Origin of the sequence: Seinonella peptonophila, assembly GCF_900129355.1 — a bacterium.
In the GTDB taxonomy this organism is placed as follows: domain Bacteria; phylum Bacillota; class Bacilli; order Thermoactinomycetales; family Thermoactinomycetaceae; genus Seinonella; species Seinonella peptonophila.
The window spans coordinates 149,447-167,871 of sequence record NZ_FQVL01000005.1; the positions used below are offsets into that span (position 1 = coordinate 149,447).

Genomic DNA, 18,425 nt, shown 5'->3' on the forward strand with positions numbered 1-18,425 from the left:
TCACTGTAACATAATTGAAATCTTTTGGGTATCCCTGTCCAAAAAAAGATCAACTTTATTTCTTTTGAGCAATTACTTCTTTATAAACATCAAACATTTGTGTAGCATTACTTTCCCATGTATATTGATAGGATGCTTGATATGCTGCTTCTCCATACTGTTTTCGCAATGATTCATCAGTCGTAAACCATTGCTCTATCACTTTAGCCAACTTGGTCACGTCTTGTGGGGGAACCAGTGACCCCGTTTTACCATTCTGAAGGATTTCTGCAATACCTCCAACATCTGTTGCAATCATCGGAATCCCACAAGCCATGCTTTCCAACAGCACTGAAGGAAGCCCTTCACTTAAACTAGATAATACAATCGCATCTGCACTTCTCATCCAAGTAACCATCTTTTCATACGGCTGCCGACCATGAAATGTAACCCGATGTTCGAGTTGTAAGCGCTTTGTCTCGGCTTCAAGCGAAGCGCGCAATGGACCATCACCCACTAAATGTAGCTGAAGATCAGGCGCCTTACTCGCAGCTTGCCGAAACGCTTGTAATAGATCCGAAACTCCTTTTACAGGATATAGATTTCCGATAAAGAGCAAATTTCCTTGATCAAGGGATAATCCTAACTCCTTACGAGCCTCTTGACGATCTCCAGGGGAAAACTGATTTGCAGAAAAACCATTATAGATCGTTTTTAGCTTTGCTGTTTCGGCAAAAGACCTTGCAACCTTTTCCAAGCGATGGCTAACTGTAATCACTTGATCGCTTTGTTCTAGTGTTTCAATTGTTTTCAACTTTACCCGTGGATTCCGATTTGGGTACAACATCACATCTGAACCATGAGCCGTAACGACTACTGGTAGAGATTGCTCATTCGCCAATCGAACGATTGCGTGACCATCGGGAAAAAGTGTATGTGCATGAATACAATCAGCCTTCGTCTGAGCGAGAATTGGCTTTAATGCCTGCTGGTAAAAATGACTGTAGGAACCAAAGAAAAATCCTTTTGGAAACATACGAGTTGGCACATAAGTGACAGATATTCCTTCATATTCCGTTACTTCTTTCATCGCTTTGTAACCTCGCCACTTTGGGTAACCAGGAAACGAAGGGGTTGGTGAAATTACTTTTACTTCAATCCCAATAGATTGTAAGGCTTTACATTGATTATGTACAAAAATTCCTGCTTGTGGATTCACCAAATTGGGATACATATGTGAAACAACAAGAACCCGCAGTTTAAACCACCCTTTCGAAACATTCACGAAATAGCAAACATCAACTCTCCTTGCACCGCTACTTGATCCTCTACTTTGGCGATTGCTGTTCCTTTACCAATTTTACCTGCCAAACGGGTCATCTCAACTTCTAATGTTAACACATCACCAGGTACGACTTGCTTGCGAAAACGCACTTTATCGATTCCCGCAAAGAAAACTAGTTTTCCACGATATTTTTCCATACTTAAAACAGCAACCCCACCCACCTGTGCTAATGCTTCAACAATTAACACACCAGGCATCACGGGATAGTCTGGAAAATGCCCAGGGAAAAAAGGTTCATTTATGGTAACATTTTTAATCCCAACGGCTCGTTTTCCAGGTTCTACTTCTAACATTTTATCTACTAGTAAAAAAGGGGGACGATGTGGGATTATTTTCTGTATTTCTTGAATATCCATGCTTTTGCCTCCTCATTCAAATATGAATCCATTATAGCGAAAAGCATACAATTGTTTCAAAGTTGTTTTTCCTACTTTGCATGAGATGAACGATTTAGGGAACGAAACTGAGAAATGTAAATGAGTGAAGCTAGATAGGAGAGCCCGATCACAACCCAAAGTAAATGCTGTGCAGCAGGTAAATGAAGCATTAACATGAATAAGACAACATAAAATAATACTGTCGTTAACTTTCCCAGCAAATTCGCTGGAACGGTTTTTTTGCCACGAAAATGAAAGATGGCGGAAAAGATAATCATCGCTAACTCGCGAATTAAAATCGCAATCGCTGCAGAGATTCCAATCACACCTGATAATAATAATGATAGAAAGACAGCGATTAACATACATTTATCGGCTAATGGATCTAACATAATCCCTAGCTGAGTCACTTGTTTATGTTTTCGTGCGATATATCCATCCACTACATCTGTTAATCCAGCCAGCAAGACAATCCCCAATGACCAATAGACTCTCCCTGGAATTTCAGAAAAAAAGACTCCCCAGTACACGGGTACAAGTATAAATCGAATGATTGTGAGTAAATTGGGTAGATTCATGAATAATACCTCCTCTGACAGGATCAACTGATGTCTCTCAGTTCGTTCACATGAAAGACCCCGTCTCTCGCAGGAAACTCTGTGAGACGGGATCTATTTTGTAAATATAAGTTTATACAAATGAATCCACACGTTGAAATTAAAAATGTCTCCAACCGGTTGATCCCCGATTATAGTATGACCGACTATTAATCCAATGATCAAAGCGACAATCAGAGCAACTGGTAACCAGACGATCTTTGCGCTCCAACTCCAAAAAGGACGCTCTTCTTTTTTCTTTTTTGGATCAATCGACTCACGGGTTCGCTTCTTTTTCATTTGGTCTTCATTTTCAGCTGCTGTTGAAGGCTTATCATCTTTTTTAGACTTTGAAAATACAAAAGATGTGCTTGTATCTTGTACTACTGGTTGATCTTTCTTATTTACCTTCTTTTCAGCTTCCTTTACAGGTTTCTTTGGCTTTTTCTTATGAATCTTTGTCTTTTCTAAGTCTTGATTACCTTGCCCTAAATCCGTCGTTTTCTCTTGGTTCTTTTTTCCTTTTTCCGTTGACTGTTTTACCTCTTCATTCGATTTCAACGAGTATTCTTTGAACTCTATTGGACCTAAAGTATCCTCAATGGAATAATCTTTTTTGGATTCTTTAGCTCCTGATTCAGTCTCTTTTTCTTTTGCTCTCTCTCTAGCTTTTGCTTTTCTAGTTTCATTTAAACCATTTTTTTGAGATAGCTTTTTCTTATCCTTATTTTTGCGATTCTTTGCTTTATTTTTCTTCTCTTTTTTGGTATCAACTATATTCTTATCATTATGTTTTGCATCTGGGTCTTGATCTTGTGCTTCCGTTTTTGATTCCGCCTTCAGATCTTCTTTTTCTGCTTTCTGTGAGAATTCATCCTCTTTGCTCCATTTTAATTCCCCATTTGGGACAAATGTCTCTTCTTTTTCTTTCTTATCTGTTTTTGAAAGATTTTCTTTCCCCTTTTGATTCATTGAACATTCCTCTCATCAATCACGTTTATAGATAAATAACTTGTCCAAATCTATAAATAGAATATATCCCAACCAGTAGCACAAGTCTACAATGGGATGAAATTCAAACCAACTCTGCATTTTGCATGAGATTGGAGATTACCATGAACATTATATATGATGATGAGAAATCAAGCATTCTCTTTATTCACTCTATAATCAATAACAATCAACATGCTCATTATGCATAGATTTTATTATAGCATACAAAGATGCACCGGAGGTATAAGGATGATCAATACAAATAGAATGAGAGCAAAATAAATCAATTGGTTACCGGTGCAGCCTATCTTTTGCCACATCTACACTTTTAACGTATTTACTCTTTGCTTATAAGATTCTTTTAATTTTGCTCGTCGTCTATATTTGATTTTGGTTGCCTCTCCACCACGCAAATGTCGAATCGACTTATGATATTCTAAAATCTCTTTTACCCGATTCGCTAATTCGGGGTTGATTTCGGGTAAGCGTTCTGTTAAATCCTTATGAACAGTACTTTTAGAAACCCCAAATTCTTTTGCAATCGATCGGACTGTATTTTGCGTTTCCACAAAATAATGCCCAATCTTTATCGTACGTTCTTTTATGTAATCATGCACTGAGTTCTCTCCTTTCCTTATGACAATTGCTACATTATATGAGCATTTTTGATGGTTATTCGCTTTGTACGAGCCTAGAATCGTGAAAAGAACATAAAAAAGACACCGCTTAGCAAAGCGATGTCCGATTATATGTTTATTTACTTGCTTGTGATAAATATTGTTCTGGATTTAGATGTTTTTTCTCTTTTAGCACCTCAAAGTGAATATGGTTTCCATTCTCTTTTTCAAATTGGTTTTGTCCGGCTGTACCAATCTGGTCCCCTTTTTTGATCACCTGTCCTGCTTTTACGCTGACTTCTCCCAGGCTCTGATAAACAGTGACCATACCGTTATCATGTTCAATCTCGATCTGTTTACCTACCACCGGGTTATCCTCCACCCGGCGAACGACACCATCTAATGCAGCGATGACTGTAAACACTTCTCCATCTTTTCGGGCAAAATCAATACCAGAATGGGGCCAAAATGTATTTGCATATTTTACAAGTGCCGACTCACGATCCTGCTTGGATGCTTGCTCTTGGTAGAAGTCTTTTGTTTTGACTGCCATAGAACTTGTCATCACAGGCATGCCCATGATATCGCGATCTGTTTCTTCTTCATGTAGTAATGTATCCATTGTTGATTGATGTTTATGAACATCACGCATTTGATACCCTTGATACCACCAAGTCACAGCAACAATCAAAGCGACGATTGAAAGATAAACGGCCGGTAAAAACCACTTTCTTGCAAATAAACGCTTCCATCGGAGTCTACGTTTTGCTTGTGCAAACGAAGGTGCTTGATTTTTTGCGTTTTCTTGCTCGTGCTTCATATCCTATCACCTCAGGAACCATTCTGGTCAGTGATTCGTCCTTTTATACCCGAGGTGAGGAATATTTTATTCATCTCAAAATGGATGGAATATTCCATTTTGTAAAATCACAGCATGTTTTTATTTAGATTACACTTTTAACCAAAAGATAAGTTTCTCTTCAGTCTGATATTTTCAGATTTATAATCCTTTTATCTGTACACCTGGATAGTAATGAGCAATAATCTGTGCAGCCGTATTTCCTTGTTCAGCCATATAGTTTGCACCCCATTGGCTCATCCCGACTCCATGTCCATATCCATGCGATAAAATCCAAACCTGCTTTCCCCGACGCCAGCAAGTAAAGTCGCTGGAAGGCAACTGTAATGCATCGCGTACTTCCCGACCTGTAAAAGTTTGATCGCCTATCTTCATTCTTGCTACCCGTTTCCCGGCTGTTAGCGCTTGAATCTGAGCAATTGGGGTCATCTTTGAAGCAGACAGACTGATTTTCCGTCCTGTTTTCGCTTCTAGCTTATGAATCATTTGTTGGATGGTCGTTCGTGTTAAATGTCGATACTTAGGTGATTGGCGATCCCAAGGAGAAGGGACACTGCGTAGATATGGATATGCATTAGAAAAATAATCTTCTGCATTTTCGGTATAACCATTGCTCGTGGAAAAAAAAGCGGCATAGATTGGTTTATCGCGATATGCAATAATCTGCCCTTCTGTTTCTGTTACTGCCTTTCTCACTTTATTCCAATTTTCTCTAAAGTGATTTCCCCATTTTGATCGCAGTTTTTGCTCCGTTATGTAAGCCTGATGCTGCACAGTATCTGTAACCATTGCCTCAGCGGCATCCGCTCCCCAACGGCGCATATCAGAGCGATCTTCTTCCAAACGTTTCGCTATATAAGTTCTTGCTGTCAAAGCTTGGGCTTTTAATGCTTCAAAAGCAAATTCTATTGGCATTTCCGCTGCGACAACTCCTGCTACATACTGTTCCAACGGAAGAGTGATTGTCCGATGTTCATCTACTAAATAAACCTTCACTTTTTGCTGCGCTTGTTGTGCAATGACGGGTTCTGCCTTCTGCCAAATAGCTGGGGTTGTCCAGTTAACCAATAATGTAGGCACCAAAAAAAAACAGAGCATCAATCCGATCATCCATCCGAACCAACTGATCCGCACACAATCCTCCTCCTACCACTCATTCACATAGTAGGAGTATATGAAAAGAGAGAAACGATAGAACTGATTTGCAGGTCGATCTATTATTCAACCAAAAAAGCGCCCCCAGCAATTTTCTAGCTGGGGGACGCGTTGATAAGCTTTACTCGCTCTGAGTGATCCAATGCTGAAATTCTTGTACTACGGAAGCTGTAAATCGAAGGAAGAAACTTGTTCCTTTCGGACACGTTTGGTTTTTGTGACACGATGACTCAACGAGTATTGCGCTTGCAACAAATCTGTTATTTTTTTGTTCTCTGAAAAACGGAGAACCAGATTGGCCACCAATCGCAACTCCAGGAGCAACCAGGCGGTCAATCTTCTTCGCAAAAAAGAAATAAGTATAATGTGCCTGCCACATCGTATCGGCAGGTTTATCACCTGGAAACCCTGCTGTGAGCGAAGGCGGAGCATCTTGTTCAAACTGCGCTAGCTCGAACGGTTTCTGATTCAGCGGTTGACTTAGAAATATGACACCATAGTCCTGACCTGTAGCGCTTTGTGCAAACTTTGAAGCATGTATGACTTCACCTTCTTGTTGACCGGAAGGCAAACTGATAGAGAGCGCATTCTTCAAGCAATGTCCAGCTGTTGCGATCACTTTTGATGCGATGACAAAGCCTGTACATAGATACTTCTGATTGTCTTCTTCTGTCGTGCTCCTCTTTTCAATTGTTAGCGGTACAATCGATGTGTAAGGATCTTGATCGGTCTGCTTCACCAGCACTCGGTGGTCTGTGCTTTGAATGGCCGGGATAAAGTGAATTGCCCGTTCTTGCCAGATGAAAACTGCCAGTAGTGCTGTCAAAAGGAACGAAACTGCACAGGATATAGTGTGCTTCACGAAATTCCTTCAAATGGCCGCCTAAAGGCAGCTCCGACACTTGTTATGCGGTTGCCTCTTACAAGGGCATCTTTGATCAACACAAAGAGAGTTTTTTCAACCCTAGCATAACATAAACGTACAACCGAAACGAAAAAAGATGACTCTAAATGAGTCATCTCAATTTGTAGACAAAGTATAAGTCACTTTCATTTTTGGGAGTCCAGGTTTGCATTTCGCCTCCAGTTCAGGCTGCACAGAAGTAAACAAGGCGCCACGACTGATCGCTCAGGGCGGTATCAACTCGGCTATCGCCTTCAAACAGTACTACCGCCTATTCTTCGCTACACAGTCATAGCTTGGTAGCGCCTGAAAGTTGGCTACATTGCAAACCATCTCCTTCTTGAACATGTTCTATTTTCATTTGACTTTAGACCAAAATGTAAGTTCTTCTTCAATCTGAGATGACTCTAAATGAGTCATCTCATTTCACATGTTTCCATTCTGTTTAAGCTACATCATCATATTATGCATAAGAATGTTCTTGAATAGGTAATTCTTCTTCTTCTATCTTTACACGTTCGATATCAGCGCCTAATGACCGAAGTTTCCCAACGATATCCACATAGCCACGGTCAACATGTTGAAGTTCGGTCACCTCTGTTTCTCCTGAAGCGATGAGACCAGCTAAAATCAATGCAGCGCCTGCGCGAAGATCAGTTGATTTCACTTGCGCCCCAGACAATGGTACACCACCTTTGATAATAGCAGTTCGCCCATCAATCTTGATTTGCGCTCCCATCCGTTTCATCTCTTCAACATGCATAAAACGGTTCTCAAACACGGTTTCTGTCATCACGCTTGTACCCTCGGCAGCTAGCTGTAATGCCATCATCTGTGACTGCATATCAGTTGGAAACCCTGGATAAGGCAATGTTTTCACATCTGCCGCTTTGATCGGTTCATCAGCTCGGGCACGAATGCCATTTTCACCCTCCACCACATGTACGCCCATCTCACGTAACTTTGCAATGAGTGGATTGAGATGATCTGAGATCGCTCCTTCTACAAATACGTCTCCACCAGAAATAGCAGCAGCAACAAGGTACGTACCTGCTTCTATGCGATCAGGGATCACTGTATAGTCTGCACCACGGAGGAAATCAACACCCTCTATGCGTATTTCGTCTGTTCCAGCACCTACGACTTTGGCACCTAAAACATTTAAAAAGTTTGCTAAATCTACAATTTCAGGTTCACATGCCGCATTTTCAATGACTGTTCGTCCTTCAGCAAGCACAGCGGCCATCATAATATTTTGGGTTGCACCAACACTAGGGAAGTCAAGGTAGATACGCGCTCCTTTGAGCCGTCCATGAACATATCCTTCGATATGACCTTCTTGGATATCAAAAGTTGCTCCCAATGCTTCGAGACCTTTTAGATGTTGATCAATGGGACGACTACCAATATTGCAACCACCAGGAAGCGGGATGCGAGCATGTTTTTTTCGAGCCAATAGTGGTCCCATGACTACAAAAGAAGCTCTCATCTTACGTACTAATTCATAAGGTGCTGTTGTAGAATGAAGCTTTTCAGCGTTGATTTTGACGCGGTCTTCACTTAAATCTACTGATATACCTAAGCTTTGCAATAATTTAGTAATCGTCTTGACATCCTCTAGCATGGGAACATCATAAATTTGTATCTCACCTCGAGAAGCGAGAATTGATGCAGCGATCAGGGGTAGGACAGCATTCTTTGCACCATGAACCTTTACTCTACCTTTTAGCTTTGCCCCACCTCGAACGATAATTTTCTCCAAATCTCTTCCCTCCAAAATCGTATAATTTTGTAAAACCCATATGTTTTTCTAGTAAACTTTTTTAGAAATGAATTCATACAATCTAGTACTCAATTGTGATAATAGGTGATCCAATCGTAAAAATAAGTCGTTTCTGGTCAGGTGCGATTCTAGAAGCAATCTGTACGTTCATCCAACCGCCTCTTGTCTTTAAGCTCCGTGTTGAAAAAGGAGTGTACCCTGACTGGCTGAGAAATGAATCCGTCTGGATTCCCTCCACTTCTCTAGCATGAAGCAATCGTTGTGCTTCAGCGACATACTGCTGCCCGTTTACTACATTCTTTTTGGTGCCTTGTACTGATAAATCAATTTGTGGCTGAATTTTAAGTTCGGTCAGAATCCGTTCTATTACTTTTCGGCTCGTGAAAAAAGATTCTTCCCATCTTTCCCCTTTTCCGGTAATTCGAATTGAGAGATAAGGGCGCGTCCAAGTCCGTCCTGGTTCTAAATTACTAACTTTCAAATCGATCATTCCCAATGGACGCCAGAAGCCTGAGCTTGAAAATTCTATATTCTGTGCATGACTACTTCTCATAGGCTCAGCTAGATGAAGCTCATGTGCTAGATAGCGGGCCAACTGATCAATTTCAGAGCGACGCCATAAACTCTCAGTACGTCCACCATGATGCACAACATAAAATGATGGCGTAATTCGAAGTTGTTGAAAAACCGTTTTCATTGCTTGTTCTAGCCCAGGTCCATTGGCAGTTCCCATTAAGCAAAGACTGAATAGGAATAACAAACTAAGCTTGATCAGTTGACTACTTTTCATAACACTCTCTCCTCTTTATTCGAAACTCTTTCTCAATATCTTGCACAAAAGGAGAGATGAATATACTGAAAGTTATAAAAACATCTGGCTAATCTGACGCGTCCAACTCAAATAATCGATAAAGAAATTAGCTAACATATGACCCATTACGACCGATAATAATATCATCAGTGCTTTCGCATAACCTGGGCGCTTAACACGGAGTAACTCTTCAATTCGAACAAACATCAAGATACGCCAGCTAACCACAATACAGATCAGAGAAAGGAAAAGATTGATTAGTGCGTTGACTCCAAACGCCGTCGTTCCCTCCATCATATGCACCTCTTTAAAAACAGGTTCAACCCCCATGAATAGGAAAGGGATAACTGCTAGAGACTACTGGGAGTCGATTTGTTGTTGATGCATTGTATGTAAACGACGATGTCAACTACAATGCTGCTCTTGCTCGTTCACCAACAAACTAAATATGGGAGGTTCCCTGCCTAGCTAAATACCTTTCGATTATATCATGTTCAAAAAAAAAAAGCCTCTTATGAGGCTTCAGCTTGTAGACAAAGTAGTGATTCCGTCAATCTTTTCACGCTTCGCCTGATCATGAGTAGATCAAACGGCTTTGTCCACTCAATTATACGACTCCTTAAGCTACAAGTTACCATTACCATCATTACGATTTATATCTCTTCTAAAAAAGCCTAGCTTGTCACTTCTTTTGATCGCAATGTGTTTTTCTTTTTCTACATTACAATCCAAGGCTTTGTAGCAATTGTAGAAGCAATTGTGGCAAGAGCGCCAATGCTATGGTTCCAACAAGGCTAATTGTGATCGCAATGCGCAATGTCCAAGGAATGGCAATCCTCTCTGGTTGATCTGGCTGACGAAAGTACATTTGTCTGACAAAGCGGAAGTAGTAAAAATAGGAGAGAATCGTGGTCAGAATCATTACGACGCCCAGCAAGATTCCCTTTTTAGTCATAAAAGCATTGGTTAAGAGAAAAAATTTCCCGATAAAACCCGCTGTGAGCGGAAAGCCTGCCAAGGAGATTAAGAAAATAGACATCGCAAATGCAAGCAAAGGATTACGTCGATAAAGACCGGCAAAAGCACGAATCTCTCCCGTTCCAGCTTGTGCCGTTACCTGTGAAATAACGGCAAATGCGCCTGCTACCATGAGGATATAGGCAAAGAAGTAGAAAAAGGTGACTCGGAAAAACAACATGCCTTGCGTTAAAGTGATCAAGGTAAGTGGAACTAAAATATAGCCAATCTGCGCGATGCCCGAATAAGCCATTAGACGTTTTGCTTCGGTCTGGCGCAGAGCTAATACATTTCCTACAATCATGGACAAAATAGCAATTCCCATCAACGCCCATTCTAAATAGTGATTCCAATTGTTTCGATAGAACAAAGGAAGGTAGCTGAGTAATAGCAGACGAACAATAAAGCCAAAAATAGCTACTTTGGTAATTGTGGCTAAGAAAGCTGCCATTGCACTTGTCGTACCTTGATACACATCAGCAACCCAGGTATGGAAAGGGGCAGCAGAAATCTTAAATCCAAATCCAAATAGCATCAGAAAGAAAGAGAGATAGATATAGAGAATCGCTTCAGGTTGAACAGATAATTGTAACGAATTGTAGATTTCCATCAAATTTGTATTCCCTGTCATGCCATAAAGAAATGACATTCCATAAAGAATAAAGGCAGAAGCGACACCTCCCAAGACCACATATTTCCAGGCAGCTTCTACAGCATTCTGATCTTCTTTACGTATTCCGACGAGAATATAAGAAGCTAAGCTTAATAATTCTAATCCGACAAAAAGCGTGATCAGGTCAGCAGAAGAGACTAATACCCATGCCCCAAGTAACGCAACAAGCATCAAATAATAATATTCAGCCTGATATGAGTTACCTGTTGAATTTTGTTTGTTTCCTAATGAAAGCAAGAAAACAAAAATGAGACTTAGCAGAATAAAAAGTTTTAAAATCAAACTTACCGCATCGAATAAATAAGCAGAATCGAAATATTGAATGGGTCTTCCATCTAGATGAGTCTTCCAGATGATCCACACCCAAATAAGAGCCACAGATGCTCCAAGACCTGCTAGCAGAGCTAGCCATCCAAAAAATCGTCTCGATCGCTTGGCAGGAATGAATAAATCAAGCAACATGAGTAGAACAATTGAACCGATGATAATCGCTTCAGGCAGTAATAAATAGCCAAATTTTAAAAATGTCTCCATCGTCTATCCTCCAATCCGTTCTAGCATCATCTGCAAAGTCATTTGCATTGATTTCCCGATTAGATCAGGAGCGATACCGATGCCAATAATCACTGCTACAAAAACAGCGATGGGCAAACTTTCTGTCCATCTGAGATCACTTAATTGATCAAATCGCTTAGGTGTTGGACCATAATTAATCTTCATCATCGCACGAAGGATATAGACTGCCGCAAAAATTAAGCCAAGCGATGCAATGGAGCCCAGGATGACATGCTGACGAAAGAGCCCTAAAAAGGACAGAAACTCACTGATAAACCCTGATAATCCTGGTAAACCAAGTGATGCAAGACCCGTGAATAATAAAAATCCTGCAAAGTAAGGCATTGACTTTGTCAAACCGCCTAGCTCATTTAATTCAGTTGTGTTTGTACGTTCGTATAGGATCGCAACAAGGAAGAAGAAAAGCGCAGCGATAAAACCATGTGAAATCGCTTGAAATAAAGCTCCTTGCAAACCAATCAATTGCATGGAAGCGATCCCAACTAACAATATCCCCATATGGCTAATGCTTGAATATGCTAACACTTGCCTGAGCTCCTTCTGAACAAAGGCGAGTATCGCACCATAGAAAAGATTGATCAAACCAAAAGTGATCAATAGAATCGAGACTTGTTTCATCTGTTCTGGAAACCAGCCCACATGAAAGCGTAGTAGCCCATAAGCGCCAATTTTTAATAAGATCCCAGCATGAATCATCACGACTGATGGTGCTGCCTGTACATGAACACGGAGCATCCAAGTATGGAATGGAAAGATCGGTAATTTGATCGCAAATGCAATCAGTAATGACCAAAAAATGACCCAAGTAAATGTCGGTTCCGCTTTGGCAGCCAAAGGGATCATTTTGGAAATATCCGGAAATTCAAGCGTATTACACATCATCAACAGCAATACCATCGCAAATAGCAGAAAACCAGAGCCCAAACCGTTATAAAGCAAGAAGAGATTTGCCGCCCGTTCCTTCTGAATCTGTCCCCATATGCCGATTAAGAAGTACATCGCAACTAAAATGACTTCAAAAAAGATAAAGAATAAGAATAGGTTGAGTGAAAAGAACACACCGAGCATGCTCGTTTCCATCAGCAGGAGTAGCATATAATATTCACGAATTCTAGATTGGATTTTGACTGAAGCAATTGCTGTTAAAGTAGAGATCAAAGCTGTCATGAAAAGCAAGGGCATAGAGATTCCATCTACTCCCAGATGATAGAAAAACGCCCATCCACGTTCGCCTGCAAAGGTAAACTGAAACCAAGGAATGTTTTGAACCCACTGCCAATCTTTCTGACCAAGATCAAAGTGCTGAAAGAGATATAACAGCAAAGCAAGTGATGGCAAAGTAGCAACAATCCCAATCACTCGAATAAGATTTTGCTTCTTTTTAGGCGTAAACAATAAAATGAACAGACCTAACAGAGGGGCGAAAATAATAATGGTTGGCAACCAATTCATCCATGTTTTCAACTAAAAAACCTCCCCACTGTAACACCGATTACCAATAGGATAAAACCAATTAGACTCACTAGGGCATAAGTTTGTGTTTGCCCGTTTTGCAACATGCTCGCAATACGAGATAAACCAACAGGAACCAGTCCGACTAATCGCACTAAGCCTCCCACAACAAATCGATCCCAACCAATTAGAAAATAGCCAAGTCCCTTTAATGGAAGGGCAAAAACATAATGATAAAGCTGGTCAATATAAAACTTTTGCTCTAAGATACGATGTGCCCAGCCGATCAGACCGACTCTCGGTTTTGCAGGTTGATATCCGCGCCAGTATAGAAGTGTAGCTAAACCAACTCCAAAAAGTGAAAACAAAACAGCTACCCATCCAATCCAAGCAGGCGCTGCCTCTGATGTAAGGGAAGCGAGTTTGCTTCCTTGAAGTAAAAAGCTGGAAAAATACGCTTTTGGGAACTGTACGAACCCTGCTAAGGTCGAGAGTAAGCCTAAGATGGCAATCGGCACCATCATCACTTTTGGTACAGGAGTATTTTTTTGCTCTGTGCGACTAGTGCCGGCGAAAATCAGATGGTATAAACGGAAAACATAGAATGCTGTTAGGAAAACAGTAATTAGCGCCAGTACAAAGAGTCCAATTCGCCCATCCATATAGACTGTTTGTAGGATTTCGTCTTTTGAAAAGAAACCTGAGAATGGCGGTAATCCAACTAAGGCAAAACAGCCGATCAAAAACCAGATTGCTAAACCTCGATTCTTTTTCCATAGCCCTCCCATCTTGCGCAAATCCTGTTCATGATGAAGACTAACAATAACTGCTCCAGCAGCTAAAAATAATAAAGCTTTAAAGAAACCATGTGTAACGAGGTGAAAGATCCCTTCCACATAGCCTTTTGATCCTAATGCCAACATCATATAACCTAACTGACTAACAGTGGAATAAGCGAGTACACGCTTGATATCCGTTTGTACCAATGCGATACAAGCAGCAAAAATAGCCGTAAAGCCTCCAATGTATGACACGATATCTAAAGCATACGATGAGGCTAAAAAGACTGGGAAGGTAGCAGCCACAAGATAAATTCCAGCGGTCACCATTGTAGCCGCATGGATCAATGCACTCACAGGTGTTGGACCTTCCATGGCATCTGGCAACCAAGTATGTAGTGGAAATTGCCCTGACTTACCAATTGCTCCGATCAAAATGAGGATTGCGATCCAGGTAACCCAGACACCACTGATCGTCCCTGTGGAAACAGCTTTACTTACAGCATCTAGTTCAAAACTCCCGATCTTCCAGAAGATCATAAGAATCGCAATAAAAAATCCAACATCACCGATCCGCGTCACAATAAAAGCCTTTTTCGCTGCATCGCGCGCCTCAGGTTTGTAATACCAATAGCCAATTAATAAAAAGGAACAAAGACCTACAAGCTCCCAGAAAATATAGATTTGCAACAAGTTAGCTGATGAGACAAGCCCTAACATAGAAAAAGTAAACAGACCTAAGTATGCAAAGAAGACGGGAAATCTCTCATCATCACGCATGTAACCCCAGGAATAAATTTGCACAAGACAACTTACCAAACTGACCAACACAAGCATAACTGCTTGTAAAGCGCCAATCTTGATTCCCAAGTGCACGACCTGATCTGAGAGGGTTAACCAAGGCATCGAAATGACGACTTGTGTCTTTTTTTGAATCATGTTCATGAGCAAATAACTGGATAAATGAAAAGCACCATATGATGTAAGTACACCAATCCCTGCTACAAGTCCACGACTTCGCCATTTTCTACCGCCAATTAGTAGCAGAAAAGAGAGTAATGGCAAGAGAAGAATGGTCAGAGTAATCCATCTCATATACATCCATCCTCGTTAAATAGATTTCATTTTTGTAAATCGGATTCATCCTTTAATGAGTCATACTCATCTACATTAGATGTGCCTCGCAAACGGTAGAGGGCTAATAGGATCGCAATCCCTACCGCTGCTTCAGCCGCTGCAACTGTGATGGTAAAGAGCGAAAAAATATGCCCTGTTACACTCGGGTTGAGACCATATTTAGAAAAGGCAACCAGATTAATATTCACCGCATTTAGCATGAGCTCAATGGAAAAGAGCACAATGACGGCATTTCGTTTGGATAGTACACCATAGAGTCCGATACTGAAGAGGATTGCAGCTAAGGCTAAATACGAAGTAATCTGCACTACTCCTTCTCCTCCTTTTTGGCAAGGATAATCGAGCCAATCAAAGCAACTAACAAGAGTAAAGACGTTAATTCAAACGGTAATACATATCCACTTTTAAACAATTGCTCTGCCAACTTATTTACAGAATAAAGAGATTGATCACCTGCAGGCAATGTAAATGGAGCAAGGTAAATCACACTCATCAAAATAGCTAGAAAACCAAGCGCAAATAGAAAACTAAGCCATTGGTGCAGCTTCGTGCGGGTAAAAGTCTGCTCTTTCTCCTGATGCTTGGTCAGCATAATACCAAATAACATCAAAATCGATACAGCCCCGGCATAGATTAAAATTTGAATCACAGCTACAAACTCAGCATCAAGTAAGAAAAATAACCCTGCAATTGCAAAAAAAGTAAAAGCGAGGGATAAAGCCATATGCATCACTCGATCAAAATGAATCATAAAGACGGCTCCACCAATCGCACAGATCGCTAAGATAAAAAAAGCAAAAAATTCTCCTGTCATGCTTTCTTCGCCCCTGTTTTCTTAGGTAATGGATGAAGAGTATTCTCTTTCCGAACCAAAGTATTATTTTGACTGAGCCATTCCATGTCTTTATACAAATCATCACGACTATAAGTGGCAAGCTCATAATGATTAGTCATCACGACTGCTTCTGTCGGGCATACTTCCGTACATAAGTCACAAAGGATACAAATCTCAAAATTGATCTCATAAGTATCAATCACTTTCCCTTTGACATTTGGATCATCACTTTTCTTGCCTGTCAAAGTGATACAATCAGTTGGACAGATACGCACACATTGATTACAAACAATACAGAGCTCAGGAATAAAATATTGAATCCCCCGAAAGCGATTGGGCATTTCCAATGGTTCATGAGGATATTTGTAAGTTACTCTGGGTTTAACCATATTTTTCAAGGTAAGCCCTAAGCCTTTGACTAATCCAAACATTGAAAGCTCCCCTTTCTCAAAGCTAGCGATAAAAAGTTTGAATCCATGGTACTTCTTTCAATACAGCGGTTAAAAAGATATTAAACAATGCGAGTGGAAGCAAAACTTTCCAAGCAAACTCCATTAATTGATCTGTCCTTAATCGTGGAAGTGTACCACGTAGCCAAAAAAGTAAAAATACAATCACCGCAAATTTAAGTATGAACCAGATAAGCGGAGGTAGAAATGTCCAACCAAAAGGTGCTTGCCAACCACCAAGAAAAAGGATCGTTGTAAGTGAGGCCATAGCAAAGATATAGGCATATTCTGTTAACATAAAGAAGGCAAAGCGAAATCCAGTATATTCAACATGATATCCTGCAACTAACTCTGACTCTGCCTCAGGCAAGTCAAAGGGGGTTCGATTTAACTCCGCAATCGAAGCGATCAGAAAAACAACAAAGCCAATCAACTGTGGAAAGATAAACCAAACTTCATTTTGTGCTGCCACAATTTTTGTTAAGTTTAGCGTATGAGCGCTCATGACGACCCCAATCACAGACATGACCAAGGGAATCTCATAGCTGATCATCTGCGCTGCTGACCGCATTCCACCAAGTAGCGCATATTTGTTGTTACCTGACCATGATCCAACGAGAATGCCCATCGTAGTAATACTTGAGATCGCCATGTAATAGAGTAGCCCAACAGCTAAATCCGCAAATCGAATTCGATCTGTGAAAGGAATCACTGCTAAAACGAGAAATGCAGGAACAAAGGTGATAATGGGGGCAATTTTAAATAGCGTTTGGTCTGCCCGTTCAGGGACGATGTCTTCCTTTGTCAATAGTTTAAAGATATCGGCGACAGTCTGAAAAACACCCCAAGGCCCTACCTGATTTGGTCCTGGACGATTCTGAATCCAGCCGATTACTTTACGTTCAAATAAAATTGCATATGTTACAAATCCTAACATGATCCCGAGTAAGAGAATGGGACCAATTATATAAAACAACCAGTCCATCAACAATCGACCTCCCCAAGCACTATATCGATGCCACCTAGAATCGCAACTAAATTTGCCATATTTTCTCCTCGCAGTAACACAGGCAAAATTTGCAGATTGCAAAATGAAGGTCGACGAAACTTCAAGCGCCAAGGTTTATCTTTACCTTTGCTAACAAGATAGCAGCCTAGTTCCCCTCTAGGAGATTCAATTGAAACATAGCACTCACCCTCTGGAACGCGTAAAACGCGAGGTACTTTCCCAAGCACACGTCCTTTTTCGGGGAAAGAAGCTAGTGCTTGTCCGACTATCTTCAATGATTCTTCCACTTCATTCATTCGACAAAGATATTTATCATACAGATCACCATGACGACCCACAGGAACATCAAATTGAAATCGATCATAGATCGAATAGGGATGTTCTTTACGTAAATCTCGTTGTAATCCTGTCACTCGAAGGTTTGCACCAGATAAGGCATATTGAATCGCCATTTCTTGACTATAGACACCAACACCCCGAGTACGTTGAATAAAAATTTCATTCCCTGTAATCAATTGATGATAATCCTTCATTCTTTTTTCCATCATCGTGATAAATTGCTCTACTTTCTGAAGCCATCCATTTGGAGCATCCCATTTGACTCCACCGACACGCATATAGTTATAGGTCAATCGGGCACCACAAAGCTCATTAAATAAGTCGAGAATCTTTTCACGATCTTGAAATGCATATAGGAATGGGCTTAACGCACCGATATCTAACAGATATGTACCCATCCACACTAGATGACTAGCGATTCGATTTAGCTCTAACGTAATCACTCGTAAGTATTCTGCTCTTTCTGGGATTTCAAGCTTTAACATTGTCTCTACAGCATGGACAAGCACATAGTTATTGGACATCGCAGAAACATAGTCCATCCGATCTGTATAGGGAATAATCTGTGTGTAGTTTAAGTCTTCTGCTAACTTTTCTGTCCCGCGATGTAAGTAGCCAATTACAGGCGTTGCTTCTCGAATCACTTCCCCATCGATTTTTACAACGATTCTTAATACACCATGTGTACTTGGATGCTGTGGGCCCACATTAAGCAGCATTTCCTCTGTCCTTAACAAAAT

19 protein-coding genes are annotated in these 18,425 nt (G+C 40.7%); all 19 read right to left on the reverse strand.

Features of this window, described 5'->3' with window-relative positions:
• Positions 1-55: 55 nt before the first annotated feature.
• The 19 genes from BUB71_RS10325 to BUB71_RS10415 all read right to left on the reverse strand — a co-directional run bounded on the left by BUB71_RS10325 (position 56) and on the right by BUB71_RS10415 (position 18,422).
• A complete protein-coding gene (locus tag BUB71_RS10325) occupies positions 56-1,264 on the reverse strand; it encodes a glycosyltransferase family 4 protein (RefSeq protein ID WP_073154763.1) in 1,209 nt (402 codons plus the stop codon).
• The gene (fabZ, locus tag BUB71_RS10330) at positions 1,261-1,680 is read right to left on the reverse strand and encodes a 3-hydroxyacyl-ACP dehydratase FabZ (RefSeq protein ID WP_073154764.1); all 420 of its coding nucleotides are present in this window, start codon (positions 1,678-1,680) and stop codon (positions 1,261-1,263) included. The genes BUB71_RS10325 and fabZ overlap by 4 nt, the downstream gene beginning before the upstream one ends.
• A 71-nt stretch (positions 1,681-1,751) precedes the next feature.
• Positions 1,752-2,279 carry a CDP-alcohol phosphatidyltransferase family protein gene (locus tag BUB71_RS10335; RefSeq protein ID WP_073154765.1) on the reverse strand — a complete coding sequence of 176 codons (528 nt, stop codon included), beginning with the start codon at positions 2,277-2,279 and terminating at the stop codon, positions 1,752-1,754.
• 93 nt (positions 2,280-2,372) lie between these two features.
• Positions 2,373-3,269 carry a DNA-directed RNA polymerase subunit beta gene (locus BUB71_RS10340; protein ID WP_073154766.1) on the reverse strand — a complete coding sequence of 299 codons (897 nt, stop codon included), beginning with the start codon at positions 3,267-3,269 and terminating at the stop codon, positions 2,373-2,375.
• Positions 3,270-3,610: 341 nt separating this feature from the next.
• Positions 3,611-3,907 (reverse strand): sporulation transcriptional regulator SpoIIID, encoded by a 297-nt coding sequence (spoIIID, locus tag BUB71_RS10345; RefSeq protein WP_073154767.1) that lies wholly within the window; start codon positions 3,905-3,907, stop codon positions 3,611-3,613.
• A gap of 136 nt (positions 3,908-4,043) precedes the next feature.
• Positions 4,044-4,727 (reverse strand): M23 family metallopeptidase, encoded by a 684-nt coding sequence (locus BUB71_RS10350; RefSeq protein ID WP_073154768.1) that lies wholly within the window; start codon positions 4,725-4,727, stop codon positions 4,044-4,046.
• A gap of 180 nt (positions 4,728-4,907) precedes the next feature.
• Positions 4,908-5,900: a stage II sporulation protein D gene (gene spoIID / locus BUB71_RS10355; protein WP_245815568.1), complete on the reverse strand. Its 993-nt coding sequence runs from the start codon at positions 5,898-5,900 to the stop codon at positions 4,908-4,910.
• Between the two features lie 142 nt (positions 5,901-6,042).
• Positions 6,043-6,783, reverse strand: a complete 741-nt coding sequence (locus tag BUB71_RS10360) for a trypsin-like serine peptidase (RefSeq protein ID WP_084731413.1) — start codon at positions 6,781-6,783, stop codon at positions 6,043-6,045.
• Positions 6,784-7,288: 505 nt separating this feature from the next.
• Entirely contained in the window at positions 7,289-8,587 is a 1,299-nt protein-coding gene (gene murA / locus BUB71_RS10365; protein WP_073154770.1) for a UDP-N-acetylglucosamine 1-carboxyvinyltransferase, read from the reverse strand.
• 82 nt (positions 8,588-8,669) lie between these two features.
• Positions 8,670-9,398, reverse strand: coding sequence for a YwmB family TATA-box binding protein (locus tag BUB71_RS10370; RefSeq protein WP_073154771.1), 729 nt, complete (start codon positions 9,396-9,398; stop codon positions 8,670-8,672).
• Between the two features lie 72 nt (positions 9,399-9,470).
• Positions 9,471-9,716 carry a DUF1146 domain-containing protein gene (locus BUB71_RS10375; protein ID WP_073154772.1) on the reverse strand — a complete coding sequence of 82 codons (246 nt, stop codon included), beginning with the start codon at positions 9,714-9,716 and terminating at the stop codon, positions 9,471-9,473.
• 424 nt (positions 9,717-10,140) lie between these two features.
• The gene (locus BUB71_RS10380; protein WP_073154773.1) at positions 10,141-11,643 is read right to left on the reverse strand and encodes an NADH-quinone oxidoreductase subunit N; all 1,503 of its coding nucleotides are present in this window, start codon (positions 11,641-11,643) and stop codon (positions 10,141-10,143) included.
• Between the two features lie 3 nt (positions 11,644-11,646).
• A complete protein-coding gene (locus tag BUB71_RS10385) occupies positions 11,647-13,149 on the reverse strand; it encodes a complex I subunit 4 family protein (RefSeq protein WP_340148297.1) in 1,503 nt (500 codons plus the stop codon).
• Positions 13,146-15,011 (reverse strand): NADH-quinone oxidoreductase subunit L, encoded by a 1,866-nt coding sequence (gene nuoL, locus BUB71_RS10390; protein WP_175552341.1) that lies wholly within the window; start codon positions 15,009-15,011, stop codon positions 13,146-13,148. Before nuoL ends, BUB71_RS10385 begins: the two co-directional genes overlap by 4 nt.
• A gap of 26 nt (positions 15,012-15,037) precedes the next feature.
• Entirely contained in the window at positions 15,038-15,361 is a 324-nt protein-coding gene (nuoK, locus tag BUB71_RS10395; protein ID WP_073154775.1) for an NADH-quinone oxidoreductase subunit NuoK, read from the reverse strand.
• Positions 15,361-15,867, reverse strand: coding sequence for an NADH-quinone oxidoreductase subunit J (locus BUB71_RS10400; protein WP_073154776.1), 507 nt, complete (start codon positions 15,865-15,867; stop codon positions 15,361-15,363). The genes nuoK and BUB71_RS10400 overlap by 1 nt, the downstream gene beginning before the upstream one ends.
• Positions 15,864-16,319: an NADH-quinone oxidoreductase subunit NuoI gene (gene nuoI, locus BUB71_RS10405; protein WP_073154777.1), complete on the reverse strand. Its 456-nt coding sequence runs from the start codon at positions 16,317-16,319 to the stop codon at positions 15,864-15,866. The genes BUB71_RS10400 and nuoI overlap by 4 nt, the downstream gene beginning before the upstream one ends.
• Before the next feature lie 22 nt (positions 16,320-16,341).
• A complete protein-coding gene (nuoH, locus tag BUB71_RS10410; protein WP_073154778.1) occupies positions 16,342-17,322 on the reverse strand; it encodes an NADH-quinone oxidoreductase subunit NuoH in 981 nt (326 codons plus the stop codon).
• Positions 17,322-18,422, reverse strand: coding sequence for an NADH-quinone oxidoreductase subunit D (locus BUB71_RS10415; RefSeq protein WP_073154779.1), 1,101 nt, complete (start codon positions 18,420-18,422; stop codon positions 17,322-17,324). The genes nuoH and BUB71_RS10415 overlap by 1 nt, the downstream gene beginning before the upstream one ends.
• Between the last annotated feature and the right edge of the window lie 3 nt (positions 18,423-18,425).

Bases quoted from the DNA above. Each gene is read 5' to 3' on its own strand.
- BUB71_RS10370 (WP_073154771.1), bottom strand. From the start codon at position 9,398: ATGAAAAGTAGTCAACTGATCAAGCTTAGTTTGTTATTCCTATTCAGT.
- BUB71_RS10375 (WP_073154772.1), bottom strand. From the start codon at position 9,716: ATGATGGAGGGAACGACGGCGTTTGGAGTCAACGCACTAATCAATCTT.
- BUB71_RS10335 (WP_073154765.1), bottom strand. From the start codon at position 2,279: ATGAATCTACCCAATTTACTCACAATCATTCGATTTATACTTGTACCC.
- BUB71_RS10350 (WP_073154768.1), bottom strand. From the start codon at position 4,727: ATGAAGCACGAGCAAGAAAACGCAAAAAATCAAGCACCTTCGTTTGCA.
- BUB71_RS10380 (WP_073154773.1), bottom strand. From the start codon at position 11,643: ATGGAGACATTTTTAAAATTTGGCTATTTATTACTGCCTGAAGCGATT.
- fabZ (WP_073154764.1), bottom strand. From the start codon at position 1,680: ATGGATATTCAAGAAATACAGAAAATAATCCCACATCGTCCCCCTTTT.
- BUB71_RS10400 (WP_073154776.1), bottom strand. From the start codon at position 15,867: ATGACAGGAGAATTTTTTGCTTTTTTTATCTTAGCGATCTGTGCGATT.
- nuoL (WP_175552341.1), bottom strand. From the start codon at position 15,011: ATGAGATGGATTACTCTGACCATTCTTCTCTTGCCATTACTCTCTTTT.
- nuoH (WP_073154778.1), bottom strand. From the start codon at position 17,322: ATGGACTGGTTGTTTTATATAATTGGTCCCATTCTCTTACTCGGGATC.
- BUB71_RS10340 (WP_073154766.1), bottom strand. From the start codon at position 3,269: ATGAATCAAAAGGGGAAAGAAAATCTTTCAAAAACAGATAAGAAAGAA.
- nuoI (WP_073154777.1), bottom strand. From the start codon at position 16,319: ATGTTTGGATTAGTCAAAGGCTTAGGGCTTACCTTGAAAAATATGGTT.